The organism is Vibrio renipiscarius (assembly GCF_000827885.1).
Classification (GTDB): domain Bacteria; phylum Pseudomonadota; class Gammaproteobacteria; order Enterobacterales; family Vibrionaceae; genus Vibrio; species Vibrio renipiscarius.
The window spans coordinates 160,772-181,535 of record NZ_JTKH01000003.1 but is presented as its reverse complement, the minus strand read 5'-3'; the positions used below and the strand labels follow the sequence as shown (position 1 = coordinate 181,535).

The 20,764-nt window shown below is 46.4% G+C and carries 17 protein-coding genes and 2 riboswitches; of the genes, 9 read left to right on the top strand and 8 right to left on the bottom strand.

The features are described 5' to 3' along the window. Positions 1 to 238 precede the first annotated feature (238 nt). Entirely contained in the window at positions 239 to 1,291 is a 1,053-nt protein-coding gene (locus tag OJ16_RS01105) for an aspartate/glutamate racemase family protein (protein ID WP_040986540.1), read from the top strand. Between the two features lie 74 nt (positions 1,292 to 1,365). Here the strand turns inward: OJ16_RS01105 and OJ16_RS01100 are convergent, their stop codons facing one another. Beyond that, positions 1,366 to 2,853 carry a carboxypeptidase M32 gene (locus tag OJ16_RS01100; RefSeq protein WP_040986538.1) on the bottom strand — a complete coding sequence of 496 codons (1,488 nt, stop codon included), beginning with the start codon at positions 2,851 to 2,853 and terminating at the stop codon, positions 1,366 to 1,368. Between the two features lie 133 nt (positions 2,854 to 2,986). Here OJ16_RS01100 and OJ16_RS01095 point away from each other — a divergent pair, with 133 nt between their 5' ends. After that, positions 2,987 to 3,613, top strand: a complete 627-nt coding sequence (locus OJ16_RS01095; protein WP_040986537.1) for a LysE family translocator — start codon at positions 2,987 to 2,989, stop codon at positions 3,611 to 3,613. Between the two features lie 127 nt (positions 3,614 to 3,740). Here OJ16_RS01095 and OJ16_RS01090 read toward each other — a convergent pair whose 3' ends face one another. Together OJ16_RS01090 and OJ16_RS01085 are read right to left on the bottom strand one after the other, a co-directional pair. Beyond that, entirely contained in the window at positions 3,741 to 5,114 is a 1,374-nt protein-coding gene (locus tag OJ16_RS01090; protein WP_040986536.1) for an alanine/glycine:cation symporter family protein, read from the bottom strand. Between the two features lie 129 nt (positions 5,115 to 5,243). After that, positions 5,244 to 5,337: riboswitch (glycine riboswitch) on the bottom strand. Positions 5,338 to 5,339: 2 nt separating this feature from the next. Next, positions 5,340 to 5,455, bottom strand: a riboswitch (glycine riboswitch). Between the two features lie 249 nt (positions 5,456 to 5,704). Further along, positions 5,705 to 6,046, bottom strand: coding sequence for a 50S ribosome-binding protein YggL (locus OJ16_RS01085; protein WP_040986535.1), 342 nt, complete (start codon positions 6,044 to 6,046; stop codon positions 5,705 to 5,707). Between the two features lie 227 nt (positions 6,047 to 6,273). Between OJ16_RS01085 and OJ16_RS20105 the strand changes: the two genes are divergently transcribed. Together OJ16_RS20105 and OJ16_RS01075 are read left to right on the top strand one after the other, a co-directional pair. Next, positions 6,274 to 6,432: a hypothetical protein gene (locus tag OJ16_RS20105; RefSeq protein ID WP_040986534.1), complete on the top strand. Its 159-nt coding sequence runs from the start codon at positions 6,274 to 6,276 to the stop codon at positions 6,430 to 6,432. A gap of 17 nt (positions 6,433 to 6,449) precedes the next feature. Beyond that, complete coding sequence (locus tag OJ16_RS01075; protein ID WP_040986533.1) at positions 6,450 to 7,190, top strand: hypothetical protein; 741 nt, start codon at positions 6,450 to 6,452, stop codon at positions 7,188 to 7,190. Between the two features lie 121 nt (positions 7,191 to 7,311). Here the strand turns inward: OJ16_RS01075 and OJ16_RS01070 are convergent, their stop codons facing one another. The 3 genes from OJ16_RS01070 to OJ16_RS01060 form a co-directional block, all read right to left on the bottom strand. Further along, the gene (locus OJ16_RS01070; protein WP_040986532.1) at positions 7,312 to 7,857 is read right to left on the bottom strand and encodes a hypothetical protein; all 546 of its coding nucleotides are present in this window, start codon (positions 7,855 to 7,857) and stop codon (positions 7,312 to 7,314) included. 181 nt (positions 7,858 to 8,038) lie between these two features. Further along, complete coding sequence (locus OJ16_RS01065; RefSeq protein ID WP_040986531.1) at positions 8,039 to 8,536, bottom strand: response regulator; 498 nt, start codon at positions 8,534 to 8,536, stop codon at positions 8,039 to 8,041. A 17-nt stretch (positions 8,537 to 8,553) separates the two neighbouring features. After that, on the bottom strand, positions 8,554 to 10,482 hold the full coding sequence (locus OJ16_RS01060) for an ATP-binding protein (RefSeq protein ID WP_040986529.1): 1,929 nt from the start codon (positions 10,480 to 10,482) through the stop codon (positions 8,554 to 8,556). Positions 10,483 to 10,711: 229 nt separating this feature from the next. On the opposite strand from OJ16_RS01060, the gene OJ16_RS01055 reads away from it, so the two are divergent. Further along, positions 10,712 to 11,980: a DUF945 family protein gene (locus OJ16_RS01055; RefSeq protein ID WP_040987080.1), complete on the top strand. Its 1,269-nt coding sequence runs from the start codon at positions 10,712 to 10,714 to the stop codon at positions 11,978 to 11,980. Positions 11,981 to 12,172: 192 nt separating this feature from the next. After that, positions 12,173 to 13,255: a 3-phosphoserine/phosphohydroxythreonine transaminase gene (gene serC / locus OJ16_RS01050; RefSeq protein ID WP_040986527.1), complete on the top strand. Its 1,083-nt coding sequence runs from the start codon at positions 12,173 to 12,175 to the stop codon at positions 13,253 to 13,255. Between the two features lie 171 nt (positions 13,256 to 13,426). Here serC and OJ16_RS01045 read toward each other — a convergent pair whose 3' ends face one another. Beyond that, a complete protein-coding gene (locus tag OJ16_RS01045) occupies positions 13,427 to 15,922 on the bottom strand; it encodes a YgiQ family radical SAM protein (RefSeq protein ID WP_040986525.1) in 2,496 nt (831 codons plus the stop codon). A 235-nt stretch (positions 15,923 to 16,157) separates the two neighbouring features. On the opposite strand from OJ16_RS01045, the gene OJ16_RS01040 reads away from it, so the two are divergent. Then, positions 16,158 to 16,862 (top strand): hypothetical protein, encoded by a 705-nt coding sequence (locus tag OJ16_RS01040; protein ID WP_040987078.1) that lies wholly within the window; start codon positions 16,158 to 16,160, stop codon positions 16,860 to 16,862. A 128-nt stretch (positions 16,863 to 16,990) separates the two neighbouring features. Beyond that, positions 16,991 to 17,191 (top strand): DUF4250 domain-containing protein, encoded by a 201-nt coding sequence (locus OJ16_RS01035; RefSeq protein ID WP_040986523.1) that lies wholly within the window; start codon positions 16,991 to 16,993, stop codon positions 17,189 to 17,191. Positions 17,192 to 17,267: 76 nt separating this feature from the next. Here the strand turns inward: OJ16_RS01035 and OJ16_RS01030 are convergent, their stop codons facing one another. Further along, entirely contained in the window at positions 17,268 to 18,179 is a 912-nt protein-coding gene (locus OJ16_RS01030; protein ID WP_052810429.1) for a LysR substrate-binding domain-containing protein, read from the bottom strand. Positions 18,180 to 18,452: 273 nt separating this feature from the next. Here OJ16_RS01030 and metE point away from each other — a divergent pair, with 273 nt between their 5' ends. Then, entirely contained in the window at positions 18,453 to 20,744 is a 2,292-nt protein-coding gene (gene metE / locus OJ16_RS01025; protein WP_040986521.1) for a 5-methyltetrahydropteroyltriglutamate--homocysteine S-methyltransferase, read from the top strand. Positions 20,745 to 20,764: the final 20 nt, after the last annotated feature.

Below are 20,764 nucleotides of genomic sequence, written 5' to 3'. Positions count from 1 at the left end.
GTTGCGGAGAATTTTCTAGGTCACTGATTTCACGTGTGTAAAATCGAGTTGAAGATGTTCGAGCGAGGTGAGTAGCCATATTCCGTCGTTGTTCTCGGCATCACTTTCCCCAGGAGATTCACCAACACCAGCCCATGTCATTTTATGATAACGACGAACCTTCGAAAGCTCTGCGTTGTGTTCTCCGCTAGGCTGATTTGCGTGTGGTTTTCTCCGAAAAGTTGTAATAGGAAAAAGAATGAAACAAAGAATAGGAATTATCGGCGGCTTAGGCAATGAAGCGATGGTCGATCTCGTGAACAAAATCTCTCGTGATCCAAAACATATTGAGCACGAATACTTGGTATTTGGCAACTCTCGCCTTGCCTACAAACCAGAAGAGGTGGCGCAAAAATGGTTACCAACCGATCTCCCAGAGCTGCGTAAATACGATACTGCACTATACACGCTGCGCTTGATGCAGCACCTGGGTTCTACCGCTATAGGCTTGGCCTGCAACAGCGCGCACGAATTGTTCCGTGGAATCATGGCCGATATTCCGGTTCCTTTTGTCGACATGTTGAAAGAAACCGCTGCGACAGAAGCGGGGCAAACGAAAGACATTCTGGTAATGGGCGTGACGAGCTTGATGGAATCGGGCTTGTACCAACAAGCATTAGCGGAATGCGGAGTATCGTCTTTCTCGCCAAGTGGCGAAAACCAGCTAAAAGTGATGGACGCTATCTACAACACTGAGTTTGGTATCAAAACGGCACAAATTACTCCGCAAGCGGAGCAACTGCTGTGCGACGCGATCAGTGATGAAGCGTCGCGTTCGTCGTTCAACAAAGTGGTATTGGGGTGTACCGAGCTGCCATTGGTTCTGACACCTGAAAATGTCGCGCGTTTTAAAGCAAATGATATGCTCCCTGATTATGTTGAAGTGATTGATGCATCTATGGTCTTGGCCGCGAGGTTGGCGAACGCGAAAGGTCAGGCGTATGAGTTGGAAGTGCCCATGGCATCATTCCGCCGTGAGAATCTGGACTGGTTCTTGCCGTTTGCCGTTGAAGTAACGTCGCTGACTTCTCTTGCCGACGTTCAAAATCGTATTTTCGATCTGACCACGCAGTATGCGAAGTCACAAAACAAAGCCATCACAGGGAGTTACGCGCATTTGCCAACACTATTCTTTTCCAGAGATGCCGCAGACGTGAAAGAGAAGCTTATCCAGTTGGATATCGAGCCCGTAGCAGAAGACGATCTGACCGATGAGCGTGTGTTGGCCGCATTGACGCAGCACTTTTCGTAATAAGTAGAACGTCATTCTTGTCCAGAAACGAGCCAGCAGCTTATAGCTTTAACGTCTGCTGGCTTCTTTATTATTTAGCCTTTCAAATAACGATTGATCAAATGCTGCTTAAAGTGCGCCGCATTGAGTGTTTCGCCCGTTGCCTGTTTTACTAACTCGTCAGTTGTCAGCAAACTGCCTTTGCTCCAAATGTTATCCGATAGCCAAGTAAAGATAGGGCTTAGATCACCACTGCGAATCGCACCATCCACATCAACCGTGTTCTTCATCACCGCCATGTATTGCGCTGCGTACATCGCACCGAGTGTGTACGATGGGAAGTAACCAAAGGCACCGTCGGTCCAGTGAATATCTTGCATACAGCCATTTTTGTAATTACCTTCGGTTGATAAGCCAAGGTATTGCTGCATTTTTACGTTCCATAACTCTGGTACGTCGGTGTGCTTGATATTGCCATTGATCAGGTCTCGTTCGATTTCGTAACGCAAAATGACATGGGCAGGGTAGGTGAGCTCATCCGCATCGACACGGATAAAGTCTTTCTTCACTCGAGTGTAGAGTTTCTGGAAATTGTGCTGTGAGAACAGCTCTGGGTTTGCGTTGTTAAAATGTTTACCGGCAAGACTCGCCAGATGTGAAATAAAGGCATCACTGCGGCCTACTTGCATTTCAAAAAACAGCGATTGAGATTCATGAATCCCCATCGATCGCGCTTCACCTGCGGGTGTGCCCGCTAACGATTTTGGTAATCCTTGCTCATAACGTGCATGACCGGTTTCATGCACAATCCCCATCAATGATTGAACGAACTCGTTTTCATCGTAGCGAGTCGTGATGCGTACATCGCTTGGCACGCCGCCACAAAAAGGATGAACGCTTTCATCTAAGCGACCGTGCTCAAAGTCAAACTGCAGAAGTTTCATGACCTCTAAGCCAAGGGCTTTTTGTTTTTCAGTGGCAAATTGTCCCGTGGGCTCAATGACGTTTTCTTTTGATTGTTTATCAATGACTTGGTCGATAAGGTTCGGCAGCCAAGATTTTACGTCGTTAAACGTCGCATCTAGCGAGGCAGAGGTTGTTCCGGGTTCATAGATGTCGAGCATCGCATCATAAGGCGTGGTGTTATTCGCTTCAGCGCGGATTTGTGCTTCTTCTTGAGAAAGTGCGACCACCGCCGCCCAGTTTTTTTCAAATCCCTGCCAATCATTTTCTTTGCGCTGTGTACGCCATGCGTGCTCGCACTTCGACCCAGCGAGTGATTTTGCTTGCACGAGTTTTTCAGGCAATAGGTTAGCTTGTTGCCACTGGCGCTTAAGTTCACGCAAGCTGGCCGTTTGGTCGTGCGAGAGCGATTCTTGCTCCGCCTCTGCAAACCAATCTGCTAATTGAGGTTGAGTATGAAGTGAGTGCACATGCACCGAGAGTTCAGCCATTGCTTCTGAACGCGCTTGATTACCGCCTGATGGCATCATCGAGGCTTGGTCCCAGCCACAAATCGCAGCAAGGTGGTTAAAATGGGCAATTTTCTGTGAGTGAGAAACCAGTTTTTCGAATGCGCTCATAGGGATATCTTCTTCAGTTATCGGAATCTTCAGTCTAGCAATGACAATGAATAAGATAAATCGTTTGTGATGAGGAATTTATAGGGTATAACGGAATTTCTTCATTGAGGGATATAACAGGGATGTCATCGTTATGATTGTTAATTTTGAGGCGTTTTTAATTGCCATTACCATTCTCACATTAACGCCAGGGTTAGATACCGCATTGGTATTGCGTAATTCTTCACGTGGCGGCTTTTCTGATGGAGCAACAACGAGTCTCGGCATTTGCTTGGGGTTGTTCGTTCACGCGACGTTTTCTGCGATTGGTATTTCTGCGCTTTTAGCGCAATCGGCTCAGTTGTTTGCGGGCGTAAAAATGGTGGGCGCCGCTTATCTGATTTGGCTGGGCTTGAGCAGTTTAAGAGCCATTATGAAAGGGCAGACCGCACCAGCAGAGCTCACATTGCAAAGCCAACGTTTGAATCTAAAACGCTCTCTGCGAGAAGGCTTTCTGTCTAATGTTTTGAATCCGAAAACCGCCGTCTTCTATCTGGCTTTTTTGCCGCAATTTATTGATCCCGCAGGTTCTGCTTTTATTCAATCGCTAGTGATGGCAGCGATTCATTTTGTGATTGCGATGATTTGGCAGTGTGGTTTGGCTGGGGCACTTGATAAAGCAAAAGGTTTAATTCGCAATAGTCGTTTTATGCTGTGGATGGAAGGCACGACAGGGGTTGTTTTGGTCGCGCTTGGCGTTAAGCTGATGGCAGAGGATTAACCAGGTGCATTTTGTTGTGCCGTTTTGATGGCGGTACTAACGACATTATTGAATAAAAAAACGCGGCTGATGAGGCCGCGTTTTTGTTTTTGATGTGCTTAGCGTCGGTTTGCCGAAGGCGATGTCATTATGCTTTCGCTGAACCTAGCTCATCGTTGCTCTGGACCGAAGCGAAATACAGTTTCGTCTCTTCTACGACCACTTGGCGTAATGCAATCAAACCAATCAGGTTAGGAATCGCCATTAGGCCGTTAACGATGTCGGCAATAATCCAAATCATATCGAGATGCAGGAATGCGCCAGAGGCAACCAAACAAACGAAGATGATTTTGTACGGTAATACGGCTTTGGTCCCCATAAGGAAAACAACACAGCGCTCACCATAATAGTTCCAGCCAAGGATGGTCGTAAACGCAAAGAAGATCAGACCAATTGATACCAGCATTGGGCCAAAGGTATCCATGTTCAAACCAACCGCGAAGGCGTGGGTTGTCATCGCGGCACCGGCGAGATCACCTTGCCATGCGCCGGTAAGGATTAATGCTAAACCTGTCATGGTACAAATAATGATGGTATCGATGAAGGTACCCGTCATTGAGATCAGACCTTGCTTTACGCATGAATCGGTTTTTGCGGCGGCAGCGGCCATTGGCGCGCTACCCAGCCCAGATTCATTCGAGAATACGCCGCGCGCAATACCCGATTGAATGGCCAGCATAATGCTTGCACCTAAGAAACCACCGGTTGCAGCCGTTGATGTGAAGGCAGACACCAGTACCAGTTCTACGGCATCCAGCAACTTATCGGCATTCATGATGATCACGCTTAAACATGCGAGCACATAAAACAGCGCCATGGTTGGTACCACTTTACCGGCGACTTTCGCGATAGATTGAATACCGCCAAGCGTCACAAATGCCACTAATAGAGTCAGAATGCTGGCTGAGATTTCACGTGATACGCCAAATGAAATTTCTGTCGCATCAAGAATCGCATTAACTTGTGGAAAAGTACCGATACCAAAGCACGCAACACCGAGTGCAAAAACGGCAAACATGATCGCAAGTGGTTTAGACCCAACGCCATATTGCAGGTAGTACATAGGGCCGCCAACCATTTGACCTTTATCATCAACACGACGATATTTTACGGCCAAAAGACATTCTGCATACTTGGTTGCCATACCGAATATTGCTGCGAGCCACATCCAAAAAAGCGCGCCAGGGCCGCCGAGTTTGATGGCGGTTGCAACGCCAACAATATTACCGGTGCCGATGGTGGCTGAAAGGGCTGTACAAAGTGCGGCAAAGCTTGATACATCGCCTTGCTTATCAGAATCATCTTTACTAAAGATCATCTTAAATGCAGTGGGTAAATACCGAAACTGCAAGAGACCTAAACGGAAAGTGAAGTAGATGCCTGTGCCCACCAATAAGATAAGTAGCGGCGGTCCCCAGACAAAGTTGTCGATTGTTTTTAGTAAAGATTGGATGTTATCCATGGTTTCCCCTTAATTAAAATAACGTTAAGGAGAAGAGGGAAAGGCATGACGACATGAAGCATATCATCAAAAAATGAGTAGTATACTCGGCATACAGGTACGCCAAGTTACGGATACAGTCTTTCCACTCCTCTGTCCTTTTGCCTGAGAGTTTCACCCTGCATTACATTTGTAATGTAGGGCTTGCTCCTTCGGCGACCGATTTAACGGTTCTCTCCAGAGGTTCCTCCAACTACAGTCCTCGCTACCCTAAGGTGGCACCTGAAAGATTTACTTCTTCGGTAGGTTATTACGCTCAAATGTTACCATTTGGTTAATAACCGCTCTCCTGCAGCCTTCATCGGAACAATTACTCAATTGTTGAGTAAATGTAAGTCAATAGTGCTGGTCACTTTTGACCAAAGAACTTTATCACTTTTTTTGACCAATTCAACAAGTTTTTAAAGCGAAATGAAAAAAGATTTGACAGTGGAGCAAATGATAGGCGGGAAATTGAAATTAAGCGGAAGAATATAGGGAGAAATGGAGAGGATAGATAACAAAAAACGCCCCAGAAGGAGCGTTTTATAATAACTGACTGCTACGAGCGATTAGTAGAAGTAGTTTGCGTCAACAAGTTCGCTTGCGATCAGTTCGCTTACTTCTTCACGCGCTTCTAGCCAAGCCATAACTTGTGCTTTCTGCTCTTCAGTTACGCTTAGGTAACGTTCCGCCGTGCAAATAAAACCTTCGAACAGTTCAAGACCGCCGCCACCAAAGCATAGGCCTAGGCTGTCGATATGGTCGATGAATTCGTCTACAAATACGTCATAACGGTCAAAATCTGCAATGTTTGTTTTGCAGCTAACTTCAAAACCCATCATAGCGAATTCGCCAAGGTAAAGTTTTTTCAGGATGCGACGTTTTTTGTTTTGTTGGTTTAATGGTTTCATTTCTTTGCCTCGAATAAAAGGAACGCTTCTTTATACCCTAAATATTGCGTGAGCCCAAATTTAATCCCTGCTTTATTGTGTAATAGTATGGTTATTCACCAACTCATCAAATGAGTATGGGGATGATCTATATTTAAAGTAATAAAACGACGTGCGCCTGACCTTTTAGGGCAAAAAAATGGTATAAATGAGAGGGTTAAACGGGTGAAATTCACCAAGGAGAAGGTATGACAAGACTGATAGCAATTGTGTTCTTAATCGCGTTGGCCTACGTGCTAGTGCGGTATCGTACCAACGAGAAACTGCAAAAATACGTAGTTGTTACCTTGTTATCTGGGTTTCTTGTCTACGTCACCACGTTAATGATTACTGAACTGATGCGCTAAAGCTGTAGGAGCGAAGAGTGAATAAACAGACCCATGTTGAGAGCAACGAAGACGATGTCGTGGTGATTGAAGAGCGCGATAAGCGCACTTATCTTTATATCGTCGTTGCCGGTGTGTTTGGTTTAGCAATTGGTGGCTTGATCGGGTCGTCGTTTACGGCCAATCAGTGGCAAAGCACGTATGTTGAGCTGCAGCAACAATACAAAAAATTAGAACAAGATAAGCAAGCGGTTGTTGTTGATGCCAAACAACGTGTTGCAAAAGTCGATGTTGAAGTCGACAAGAAATTAAAACTCGCGATCGTGGCTCAGCAAGAAAAGTTTGATAAGCAACTGCAAGAAATGAGCACACAGGTAGCCGCTTTAGAGAAGGTAAACTTGTCTCTCGAAGAGCGTATCGAAGGGCAGAAAACGCAGATCGCACAAGCGGAGAAGACGAATAATAAGTTGAATTATCAAGCCGATATGCAAGTGACTTTGTTAGAGCGATCGCGCGAGTTGTTTCAGCGAGAGCTTAAGGTAAAAGATGAACTTAAGGCGCTATTAGAAGAGCGTGAAACGTTAGAGCCTAAATTAAAAACCTTGAAAGAGGCGTGTGATACTTATCTTGATGGTACGTCTTGGGATGCGAAATCCGATTCTTGTGATAAGCAAGATGAAGCGACGTCGCGTATTAGCCAGATTGATCAGATGATTCGAGTTCATCAAATGGACCTAGAACAAATCAACGCGATTTCGGAGAAAATGGGTTTAGAGTAACCTTTTCTCGGTGGTATCACGGACGATTTCAATCATCGCTTAAATAAAAAAATCCCGATAAAGACGGGATTTTTTTGTGATCATTTTTTGCTCTCGCGAGAAGCGAGTGTTTACCGTGTGCTTAGAACTTAAAGCGCGTGGTAAACATCACTTGGTCACCGTAGAACTCGTTGATACGAGCTTCAGCGCCAAGAGAGAACAGCTCTGTTGCGTGGAAACGAATGTAACCCGCACCTGTCCAATCGTCGTTTTCGTCAAAAGAAACGTAGCCCACTTTACCGCCCACTTCTAGTTGTGGACCAAGCCATTGGCGCACGCCAAGGTTCAGTTCCATACCCGTGTCAGTGCTGATTGCATCAGTATCAACCATGCGGAACAGGATTTCACCCGTAAGGTCCGCCCAGTTATTGATTGGCGCGTGGAAACCCAAGCCCGCCGCTGAATCGTAATCGCCTGAAAATTCAGAATCAACACGTACAACTGCGTGTGCGTTAGGGTGGATCGATTTGCTCATGCCCGCACCCAAAGTGCCAGGGCTTGCACCGATGCGTGCTTCAACGTAATCGTAGCTAAAGTTGCTCATAACCATAGAGCTATTCGTATCAGACATTGCAAGCGACTGACCTGAAACCAGTACTAGCGCTGCAGCTAAGATTGTTTTGCGCATAAGGAAGTAAACCTATAATGTAATTAAATCTATGTTAGGGCGACAGAGTGCCCGCAATGCAACGTGCATGATACTGGTTCCGCTATTGGTGCGACAAGGCAAATGTCATTGTTTTATACGATATTTTGCCGTTATTCACACCCCAGGCCGTTTTTAGGCCGAGTGTGCGTGTGAAATAGCGCTACTCTCCGAAGCTCACTCGATTGTCAGCGATCGCGTTAAAGATCTTTTCTGTGTTGAGTACCGGAGCCCACGGCATCAGTTCGGGTTCATGTTCAATCATATATTGAGTCAGTTGGTCTTTTATGACAGAACGGATTTGTTCACCTTCCCAAGGCTTGCTGAGATAGAAGTCAAGACTGGCATGATTGATGGCTTCAACGGTGTCTTCCAATCCGGCTTGACCGGTCAGCAACAGTTTTTTCGCTTTATTGGTTTCGCTGTTTTCACTCAACTCAATTAAAAAGCTGATCCCGGTCTGCTCTGGCATGATGTGGTCACATAAGATCAAAGCCAAGTGCGTGTCTTCACGTAAGGCGTCTTCGATGATGTCTTTTGCTTCCGACACCGACTGTGCTCCTTCAAGCTGAAAGTGCTCCTCGAAACAGTCGAGATCTTGAATGACGCTATCCAATACTTCGCGTTCGTCATCGACACATAAGATGAGATATTTGTTCATGGTGCATTCCTCGCAGTTTAAGCGTGAGCTTCAATCGGTAGCCATACCGACATTTTGGTGTATTGTTCCACAATTGATTCCACTTCAATTGTGCCACCGTGTTGTTGAATGATCTGCTGGCAGACCGATAAACCAATGCCTAAACCGAAGTTGCCTTCACGTTTAGTCGTAAAATTGAGTGCAAATATTTGTTGCTGTAACGCTTTTGAAATGCCACAGCCATTGTCTTTGATTTCAACCACTGCCCAGTGTTTACCTTCGCGAATGGCGATGCGCGTTGTGATGGTTAGGCATCCGTTATCTGGAAAAGCATCGATCGCGTTTGAAATTAGATTGGTCCAAACCTGTTGCAGTGCAATGGGAAGGCAGCGTATCGACGGTAAATCTGAGTAGTGTTTAACCACTTTATGTAACTTGAGTTTGTTTTCAAAGATCACCAGTGTGTCTTCAATACCCTCATGAATATCCACAGAGTGGAAGGTTTCGTCATCTGCTCTAGCGTAACCTTTTAAACTTTTCACCATGTCGGCAATCCGCTGCGCGCAGACATTAATTGAACGCAATGTTGCGCCTGTTAAATGAAAGTTTTCCAGTTCAATCAAATCGGCGGTTGCTTGGTCTTTGTCTCTCTTAATGCGTTCAATCCAAAGGCGATCGTTTTCGAGTCCGAGCTTGACCAATTTTTTGGCCAAACGGCGATCGCCCATTTTTTGCTCCGCTTCTTTGGTTCTCAAACGTTCATCTGCGGTCGAACTTGGGCGAGAGGAAAGGGCACGCGTTAATATCTCATCGCCTTGATACTCGCTCGAGTTATTTTGGCGGACGACTAATTGATGAATGTTCTCGGTGAGAGTATCGGTGCCACGAAGTATGGCTGCGATAGGGTTATTTAACTCATGAGCAACCCCTGCGACGAGTTGGCCAAGCATGGCCATTTTTTCGCGCTCAATCAGTTGCTGGTGGGCCGACTCAAGAGATTCTAATGTCTTTTGTAATGTCAGTTTGGTGTTGATGCTGCGTTGTAAGCGACGGTTAAAGTGACGCAATAATAAGTTGGTGAAAAGTGGCAATAGGGCGGTGTTTGATTGCATGACTTGACTGAATTCATCGCGGTCAAGTTTAATCACTTGAGTGTCGGTTAAGGTGATGGCCGTTGAAAAGGAAGGTTCACCGGTCACGAACGACATCCCGCCAACCAGATTCCCTTTGCTGTGGCGCACAACTTCGCGCTGCATGCCCAACTCATCTTTTTTATACAGCGCCACTTCACCACTGGTGATAAACCAAAGAAAGCGGTTTTCATCGCCTTCAATCGTGAGCAAATGATCACTGGAATATTGGCGAATGGCGTGATTTTCATCGTTGTCGGCAAAGAATTGGGAGAGTGCATCAATCACTTGTTCGGCGAGTTGTGCATCGGATAAGCGATGATGATCGGAAATAAACCCCGCTTGGTAGCTCGCCATTTTTTGGTCAATATGCGCGCGTAGTAATCGCTGTTGTTCGAGGATTAGGCTATAACTGAGTAAGTTTTCTTTGTCGTGTTCCACCACAAAGGTCGTGAGCTCTTTTTGTACGGTTTTATAGACTAAGTTGTCTTGCAAAGGCTTTGTTAAACAATGATCGAGCCGACCTTCGTTGACGGCAGACAAGATTGCTTGAATGTCTTGGCCACAGCTTACGAGAATCTTACGCGCACTTTTTGTGAGTGGCGATTTATCAAGTTGAATAAGAAAGCTCGCGCCATCAAAGCTCTCATGGTGGCTAGCGATAACGAGCGCAACGGGCTGGTTGTTATCTAAACAGTATTGTAATGCGCAATGTGCATCTTCTATGCTGTCGGCGCAATGCACATCAAATTTGGACGTAAACACACTCAACTCACTACGAAGTTGTTCAATACTGATAGGGTTATTATCTAGGCAGAGCAGGGCATATTGGTTCAATGTTTTCGCAACCTGTTAGTACGTAACGTCGAGAGTTACCCTAGCAAGAAAGTGCACTGGGTGCTGAGAGGTAAGTTGTAGAATTATCGGCTGGTTGTTAATTCAGCCAATACTCTGATTTATCTCAATGTTTTTTGGTGTAAACTGTATGAACCATTCGTGATGTTTGACCATGCTAAGCAAGCAAGAGCAAACCCGCTATCTTTTGAATTTACGGAAATCTGAAATCATGAGCTACATGCTGCAACTTAGAAAATATGCCGCGGTCGGCGGCGGTATCGCTATCGTACTTTGTTGGCCTTTAGCGGTAGGCCAAATTGGTCAAAATGTCATTCAAGATGGTGTGGCTCAGTTGAATAGTGACACCGTGACCGCTGAGATTGTTCATTACGATCGCGGTTATTTGTCATCAGAGGTACAGACGCGTTACACCATCAGTGATGCGGCGTTAGTGGCGCAATTTGAAGCTGACGGGATGCCGACTCAGATTGTGGTGGATAGCCATATCAGCCACGGTTTACTGAGTGTGAGTGCCGATTCAAAGATGACGAATATGCCTGATTTCCCGTTGACGCTACATACGGTCACGCAACTGAACGGCAACAGTGATTTCGAGTTTAAGCTCGCTAACTGGCATCAAGTGAATGAAAGTAATAATGGCGCGATGGTGTCGGTGACGCCTTCAACGCTGAAAGGCCATGTGACGGTATTGGGTGAAGTCAGCTATCAATTGGATATCCCATCGGTTGAATTGGACTTTGAAAACGGCGATAAAATGCTGATTTCAGGCATCACAGGCAACGGTGATGGCAAACAAGTGAACAGTTTTTGGATTGGCGACCAGCTGATCTCTGTTGCTGATATGGCCATTCTAGACGGTCAAAAAACACCGTTATTTGCATTGAAAAATGCCAATTACACCTATGACTCTTTATTGGATGAGCAAACTAGCCGCGTGACGACAAAGCACAATGTCAGCCTTGATGATTTATTGATGCAAGATGAAAAAGTGAATCATTTTGAAGTTGATTTTGCATTGGGCGATCTTGATGCGGTTTCTTTTGAGCAAGTGGTTTTAGCGTATCAAAATGCCCCTATGATGGATGCAGAAGCGCTACAGCAGGTAATTCCTCATGTAGACAGCTTATTTTCTAAAGGTTTCTTCTTGTCGATGGATAAATTGAACATGAAGATCGGCGATGGCGAGTTTAACTCTGATTGGAAACTGACGGTACCGGAAGGGACGAATAACGTCTCTCAAAACCCGATGAGCATCATGCCTGCGCTACAAGGTCATATGAACACGTTTATTTCTAATGGCTTAGTCGAGCAGTATCCAGCGCTTCAGCAAGGCATTGATGAAGGCTTAGTGATGGAATTTGTGAAACAAGCCGACGATGGTTTCCACATTAAAGCTGAGTTGAAAGAGGGCAGCTTTGTCTTTGAAAATGGTCAACAAGTGCCATTGATGAGTTTGCTGTTGCCTTTATTAATGTAGATTTTCTTTATTGCCCGTCTTAGCTTGATGCTGCGCTCAATCATCGCACGTCATCGTTACGTTTTTCGGGTAAAGAAAAGAACATGAGAAAAAACAAAGAGGTCTTAAGACCTCTTTGTCACTTTTTTAACAATCAAAAAAGTGGTATTAATGTGAACAGTCTTACATAAAGCATGAGCAAGGAAAGAATCCGTGGACAACGTATTTAATTTTAGCGCCGGACCAGCGGCTTTACCGAAACCGGTAATGGAGCAAGCCCAGTCTGAATTGGTGAATTGGAATAATCTTGGCACGTCGGTGATGGAAATCAGCCACCGTAGTAAAGAGTTCATCCAAGTGGCTGAAGAAGCAGAACAAGATCTGCGCGATCTATTAAACATTCCAGATAATTACAAAGTGCTATTTTGCCAAGGTGGTGCGCGTGCGCAGTTTGCGGCGGTACCTCTAAACCTTTTAGGCGAGCAGACAAAAGCGACGTACATCGACGCGGGTTTCTGGGCGGAAAGCGCGATTGATGAAGCGCAAAAATATTGTGACGTTGATTCGTATGTCGCAAAGACGGAAATTGATGGCAAAGTGGCCGTAACACCAGCGAGTGATTGGGCGATTGCCGAAGACGCTGCGTATGTGCATTTCTGTCCTAATGAAACCATTGATGGTATCGAGATTTATGATCTACCACAAACGGATAAACCGATCGTGGCGGACATGTCTTCAAACATTTTGTCGCAACGTATCGACGTATCGAAATATGGTGTGATTTACGCAGGCGCGCAGAAAAACATTGGCCCATCGGGTTTGTGTATTGCGATCGTGCGTGATGACTTACTGGATCTCGCAAGCCAAGTTGTGCCAAGTTTTTTGAACTACAAAGTATTGGCTGAAAAAGAGTCAATGTTCAACACGCCACCAACATTTGCATGGTACTTATCTGGCCTTGTCTTTAAATGGCTGAAAGCGCAAGGCGGTGTGGACGTTATGGAGCAAATCAACCGTGAAAAAGCGGCGTTGCTTTATAACTTCATTGATAGCTCTGAGTTTTATCGTAACTCGGTTCACTCTGCAAACCGTTCACGCATGAATGTGCCTTTCCAACTGGCTAAGCCTGAGCTAGATGAGGCATTCCTCGCTCAAGCAAAAGCGCGTGGTTTAGTGGCGCTAAAAGGCCACCGTGCGGTAGGGGGGATGCGCGCTTCAATCTACAATGCGATGCCGCTAGAAGGCGTGCAAGCTCTGGTAGACTTTATGCGTGAGTTTGAAGCTGCGAACGCTTGAACAGCTCCTCTTAGTTTCTTTTAGGCAATCATTTTAACGGATCGGTTTAACTGATTGTTTTAACTGTTTTTTAAGTAATGGTTTTAAGCTAACAGCGCGCTTATTGCGATAAAATAAAAAGCCGACGTATAAACGTCGGCTTTTTTGATCTTGCTAGTTAATGAGTATGACTTAGCGGTGTTTCGGTTTACGGTTGCCTGAGGTTGTCGGGCGTTTGCCTTGCGAATTCCCCGCTTGTGCACCTGCGCCTTTGCCTTGTGAACCTTTACCTTGCGACGGGTTACCATTAGTGCCGCGGTTTTGGCTATTGCCGCCTCGGTTTGCTGGTGTTGAACCGTTAGAATTGCCGTTGCCTTGACCACCTTGGCTATTCTTACCGCCTTGGTTATGGCTACCGCGTTGAGCAGGCTTGCCGAAACCGCCTTTTGCTGGTCCTTGACCTGCACCTTGGCCATTGCCTTGTGGTTTTTGGCCTGGGCGTTGTGATTGGCCTTCACCGCGCTTGTTCCCTTGGCCTTGCTTGCTGTCACCTTGCTTACCATCACCACGTAAGCTGCCAAAGCCAGGTTGGCTCTTGGTGTGTTTTGTCGCGAAGCGTTGTGAACCATGACGACCTGATTTACGACGTTGAGCCGGTGTCAGTACGTCATCATTGGTTTCAGGAACGAGACAGTTTGGTCGATCGCCAATCAGGTGCTTCTTGCCCATGTTGGTCAGTGCTTCACGAATTAATGGCCAGTTGTCTGGATCGTGGTAGCGAAGCAGCGCTTTATGTAAACGACGTTGGCGTTCGCCTTTGGCAACCGGAACCTCTTCACGTTTTTTGTATTTCACACGTTTCAGTGGGTTGGTTTCTGAGTAGTACATTGACGTTGCGTTACACATCGGCGATGGGTAGAAGTTCTGTACTTGGTCAGTTTCAAAGTTGTTCTTTTTCAGCCACAGAGCAAGGTTAACCATGTCTTCATCTTCTGTCCCTGGGTGAGCAGAGATGAAGTAAGGGATCAAGTACTGCTTTTTACCCGCTTCTTGGCTGTATTTTTCAAACATTTCTTTAAAGCGATCATACGAGCCCATGCCCGGCTTCATCATCAGATCAAGCGGACCTTTCTCAGTATGTTCTGGTGCGATTTTTAGGTAACCACCAACGTGGTGTGTCACCAATTCGCGCACGTATTCTGGCGATTCAATCGCGAGATCGTAACGAACCCCTGACGCGATCATGACTTTTTTCACGCCGTTGACCTTACGCGCAGCGCGGTAAAGATCAATGGTGTGTTGATGGTCGGTATTCAGCTTGTTACAGATACCTGGGAATACACACGAAGGGCGACGGCAGTTCGCTTCTGCTTTCGGATCGCTACAACCAAGGCGATACATGTTCGCTGTTGGGCCACCCAAGTCAGAAATAGTGCCGGTAAAGCCTGGTACTTTATCGCGGATTTCTTCAAGCTCACCGATGATCGACTCTTGCGAACGGTTTTGGATGATGCGGCCTTCGTGCTCGGTGATTGAGCAGAAAGAACAGCCACCAAAACAGCCACGCATGATGTTCACCGAGGTTTTGATCATGTCGTAAGCTGGGATTTTCGCTTTGCCATACATCGGGTGCGGCACGCGTGCGAAGGTTAAACCGAACACGTAATCCATCTCTTCCGTTGAAAGAGGAATTGGCGCTTGGTTTACCCACAGTTCGCGATCGCCATGGCGTTGGATCAACGCTCGGCCTGAATATGGGTTCGTCTCTAAATGCATTACGCGGCTGGCGTGTGCATACAAGATACGGTCATTGTTTAATTTTTCAAACGGCGGTAAGCGCACGGCTGTGGTTGCCGCATCGTGGCGAGAAGGGCGAATGGTGATCGCTTTTGCTTCTGGCTCTGCCTGTTTGGTCTCACATTGCTCTTCTACTGCGTAAGGGTTTAGCGGTACAAACGCTTCTTTACGCGGTTTTTCGATACGTGAAGAGTCAATAATGGTGAAATTTTCAGGTTCTGCTGCGATGTTGATGGCAGTACCGCGAATGTTGGTCAGCGTTGAGATGTCTTCACCATCCGCAAGGCGATGCGCAACTTCTACTAGGGCGCGCTCCGCGTTACCAAACAGCAAGATGTCTGCCTTTGCATCAAACAGTACTGAGCGACGAACTTTGTCTGACCAATAATCATAGTGGGCAAGGCGACGTAGGCTCGCTTCAATACCACCTAATACAATTGGTGTGCCTTTGTAGGCTTCACGACAGCGTTGAGAATAGACTAATGTCGCGCGGTCAGGACGTTTGCCGCCTTCGTTATTTGGCGTGTAAGCGTCATCGTGACGTAGCTTTTTATCCGCCGTATAACGGTTGATCATCGAATCCATGTTACCTGCGGTAATACCAAAAAATAGATTGGGTTTACCAAGCGTCATGAAGGCGTCTTTATTGTTCCATTCTGGCTGAGCAATAATACCGACGCGGAAACCTTGCGCTTCAAGCAAGCGCCCAATGATGGCCATGCCAAAACTTGGGTGATCCACGTACGCATCACCGGTTACGATGATGATGTCACAACTATCCCATCCTAGGGCGTCCATTTCCTTACGGCTAGTCGGTAAAAAAGGAGCCGTACCAAAGCATTCTGCCCAGTATTTTTTGTGCTCGTGAATTGGAGTGATGTCGTTGTACATATTTTGCTCTTAGTTCCAGTGAGCGCGAATTATAGCGACTATTCGGAACGGTATCTAGCCCTCTATATCAGGATCCCCTAATTGCGTGAAAGCCTTATTTATATTGGGGTTTATTCCTTTCCCGCATGGATGAGGAATGTGAGCGGATAGACGTCTAAACGGTTCAACAATCTGGCAAAAAACGGTCAATTTGGTATTATCCGCGCAAATTATTATTCTCATGAGCTTTTCTCTTATGATTCAGCAATTGTTAGCAACGTTTGCCCCTATGCTATTAGGTGCGCAACTCATTTTAACCATGGTGTTAGTCAAGGGTGAGATTTGCCCCGGCCAGCGAGGCCGCGTACACAAAATGTTAACCCCTCTGGTCGTATTGTGGCTTGCAGTGGCGTCATTGAAAATTGAAGCGTTTATGATTGCGGCGGCGATAGGCTACTTTTATTCACAAGTGCAAACCGGAAAAACCCGCGAGAAAGGTCCACTTTGGCTATTGTACTTAGCGAATGGTTTAGCATTGGCTTATGTGGGTATCATGATGGGAGAACAAGACAGTGTTGCCTCGGCGGCAAACATCTTGGTCCAAGTATTGTTGCTGGGTGGCTGTTTCGGACAGTTGCTATTGGTGGTGGCCCGTTCACGCCTGCAAGCCTTCCAACGCATTTTGCCGGTTGTTGGCGTACTTGCTGCCATGCTGACGGCGATGACATTGGTATTCCAAGCATTTAGTTTGAGTGAAGAAGCGTTGTTGGCGATCAGTTTACCGACGATTTTGGGGATGATTTTACTGATCTCAGCCGTGGTTGTATGGTGCTTCCATCTCTTTACCACCAAGGCTGTCAGCAAAGGTCAATTGGGCTTTGCGTTAGTGATCTTAGTGGTGGTGACCGTGGTGAATCAGCCTTTATTCCAGCAAGTATTCAGCCAACAAATCGTAAGCTAATCGGTGCTCATCACGAAATTAGCGCCGCTTCACTTTTAATTTTCCCAATCAGAGCTAGGCTTTTATTGAAGAGCCGGGCTATGAGCTCGTTGGCAAGATTATGCCTTTGAATTATAGGGAGTGGAGTTATGGATTTAAGCGACGTTCGTGGTTTTGATAGCATTATCCTTCTCGGTATCGTCAATGAGAAGCTGCGCTTAGAGTGCGATAGCTTTGACGACTTGGTGAGCATGTATGAGATGGATGTTGAACAGGTAGTCGGTAAACTGGATGTACTCGGATATCAATATGATCCTTTAACTAACCAGTTCAAAGCGTATGCCCGTTAAAGCGGAAATGAATAGAATCGTAGAGAGGCGCATTGATTGCGCCTCTTTTTTTTTGCTGCCAATGTCTGCTTTTTGTCTACGCCAGTGTAATGCCATCAAGATGGCTTTTACATTGCTGTTTCGCGGTGGCAAAGAAGGCTTGTAGGTAACGCTTGTCTTTATCGGCATTTCGCGTGGCGGCAAAAAGGCGGCGAGAAAGTCCATCCCCTAATGCAATACTGCTGATCAGGCCTTGACGTGAAAATTCGCTAATCGCCCAGTTCGGCAATGCTGCCACGCCTAGTCCCGCAGAGACCATTTGTACCAGCATCAAGGTGTTGTCACACTGCTTCCATTTGGCGGGTTCAATACCTGCGGGCTGTAAAAAGTGCTTCACCACATCCAAGCGTTGTTTCTGCACCGGATAAGAGATCATGGTTTGATCGGCTAGGTCAATAGGCTCAATGCTTTCGTTGATGGCGAGCGGGTGATTGACGGCGGTAATCAAACGCATCTCAAAATCAAACAAGGGTTCAAAGTGAATTTCCGAACGAGGTTGAATATCGGAGGTGATCACCAAATCCAACTCGCCGCTCATCAACGCGGGAAGAGGTTCAAAACCAAAGCCCGATGAAAAATCTAACGTCACGCTTGGCCAAGTGATCTGATACTCCTTCAATGCAGGCATCAACCATTGAAAGCAAGAGTGGCATTCAATCGCCATATGCAGACGACCGTTCACATCTTCTTTTAGGCTGGCCAATTCATTTTCAGCTTTTGCGAGTCTAGGTAACATGTCATCAGCCAGCCGCAATAGTATCTCGCCTTCAGACGTGAATTTTACAGGGCGCGTTTTGCGCAGAAAGAGCTGCCCGCCAATTCGAGACTCTAATTCTTTAAGTTGATGTGAGAGTGCTGATTGGGTTAAATGCAACGCCGTAGCGGTGGCGGTAAGTGACCCCGTGTCTCGCAATGAGTTCAGTGTTCTTAAGTGTTTTAACTCAATCATGAATTTCCTTCAGTTGCATTTCCTTTGCATGAATGTTTCCAAACTAACGCGTTAACAAACAAAAGTAAACGTCTAGACGTCTATTTGCGATTGTTAATGTGTCATTTCTGTTGCCATTATGAATTTTCCTAATAAACAAGTTGAATAATTGGATGTTGTTCATCCAAGCGATAAACGGGATAGTTTAGACATCCAGACATCTTATGTGCTTTGAGCGAAAAGAAGATGGCTGATAAAGAATTTGAAAATGAATCGGGATAAGGAAGTAGGGACATGACAACGACAACGCATATATTAGGTTACCCACGAATCGGCGAAAAACGTGAGTTGAAATTCGCATTAGAGAAATACTGGCGTGGTGAAATCCAACAAGCTGAACTGAAACAAGTGGGATCAGAACTGCGAGCAAAAAACTGGCAAACACAGGCGGATGCTGACCTTAGTTTTGTCGCTGCGGGTGATTTTGCATGGTATGACCATGTATTGACCACGACACTGCTACTGGGCCATACGCCAAAGCGTCATCGTAATGGTTTTCCTGATCTTGATACGCTTTTCCGTGTCGGTCGCGGTCAATCTCAGGCAAGTTGTGGCTGCTCGGGAAGCGCGGCATCGGACATGACTAAGTGGTTTAACACAAACTATCACTACATCGTACCTGAGTTCAGTAAAGACGACAGTTTTGAAGTGAGTTGGCCGCAACTCTTTGAAGAGGTCAACGAGGCAGTGAAAGCGGGGCACAATGTAAAACCCGTTCTGCTTGGCCCTTTGAGTTATCTTTATTTAGGCAAAGAAGTGGAAGAGGGCTTTGATCGCCTTACTTTGCTTCCTCGTCTTCTCAGTGCTTACCAAGCTATTCTTGCGAAATTGGCTAAGTTAGGTGTCGAGTGGGTACAAATCGATGAGCCTATTTTGTCACTAGAACTTGAAAAGTCGTGGCTAGGTTCGTTTAAGCTGGCTTATCAAGTACTTCGTAGCGATGTAAAAGTGCTTCTCACCACGTATTTTGATTCCGTCGAAGATACGCTTGATCGCATCGTTGAGCTTGAGGTGGATGGCTTACATATTGATGCGTCAGCCGCGCCACAACAATTGACAGCAGTGGCAGAGAGATTGCCACAAGGTTGGGTACTTTCAGCCGGGGTGGTTAACGGGCGTAACGTTTGGCGTGCGGATCTTGCAAGCCAACTTGAGATTCTGAAACCGCTTAAAGAGACGCTGGGGGACAAATTGTGGGTGGCAAGCTCATGTTCATTACTTCACAGTCCTGTTGATCTTGAACTCGAACCGAATCTCTCTGAAGAAGTCCGCAGTTGGTTTGCGTTCGCCAAACAAAAAGTAACGGAAGTGTCATTACTTGGCAAAGCGTTGGATGGCGACCAAGAGGCGATTACCGCCTGTGAGGAATACAGCGCTCCGATTAAGGCGCGTAAGATTGCGGCACACGTCAATAAACCGCAGGTTCAACAGCGTCTTAATAGTATTAGCAAAACCTTAGCAGAGCGAAGCGCACCCTATAAAGAACGCGCGGCGCATCAAGCCGAGGTACTTGGTTTACCACTGTTCCCAACTACGACGATCGGCTCATTCCCGCAAACTAGCGAGATTCGTCTTCAGCGCAGCGCCTTCAGAACGGGCAAACTTTCACAGACGGAATACGATATTGCGCTTAAAGGGCACATCGAAGATGCGGTTAAACGCCAAGAAGCGCTCGATTTAGATGTTCTGGTGCACGGTGAAGCAGAACGTAATGACATGGTTGAGTACTTTGCAGAAAACCTAGCGGGTTTCCAAACCACGAAATTTGGTTGGGTGCAGAGTTATGGCTCTCGTTGTGTGAAACCGGCGATTGTCGTTGCCGATATTGAACGCGAACAACCGATGACGGTAGGTTGGTCTACTTACGCGCAGTCTCTGACCAGTAAGCAGATGAAAGGTATGCTTACCGGACCGGTGACGATTCTTTGTTGGACATTCCCACGTGAAGACATCACACGTGAAGCGATCGCGAATCAATTGGCGCTTGCTCTGCGTGATGAAGTGTCGGATCTGCAAGATGCGGGCATCAATATTATTCAGATTGATGAGCCAGCGATTCGTGAGGGCTTACCGCTTAAGAAGCGCGATCACAAAGCTTACTTGGAGTGGGCGGTGGATGCATTTAAGATTTCAGCCGCCAGTGCGAAGCCAGAAACACAAATCCATACCCATATGTGTTATTCCGAGTTCAATGAAATCATTGATTCGGTTGCAGCGCTCGATGCGGATGTGATTACTATCGAAACCTCGCGCTCAAATATGGAATTGCTGAAAGCGTTTGAAGAGTTTAACTATCCCAACGAAATCGGCCCGGGCGTTTACGATATTCACTCGCCAAACATCCCGTCAGAAGATTGGATCAAGGGGTTGATCAGCAAAGCGGCAGAACAGATTCCTGCACAGCGTTTATGGGTTAACCCAGACTGTGGTTTGAAAACGCGTAATTGGGCTGAAACGGAAGAGTCCTTGGCAAACATGGTGTCGGCCGCGAAGGCTTTGCGTAAAGAGTTTGCCGACGCCGAGTAAATAGCAGCCCAGAGTGCAGC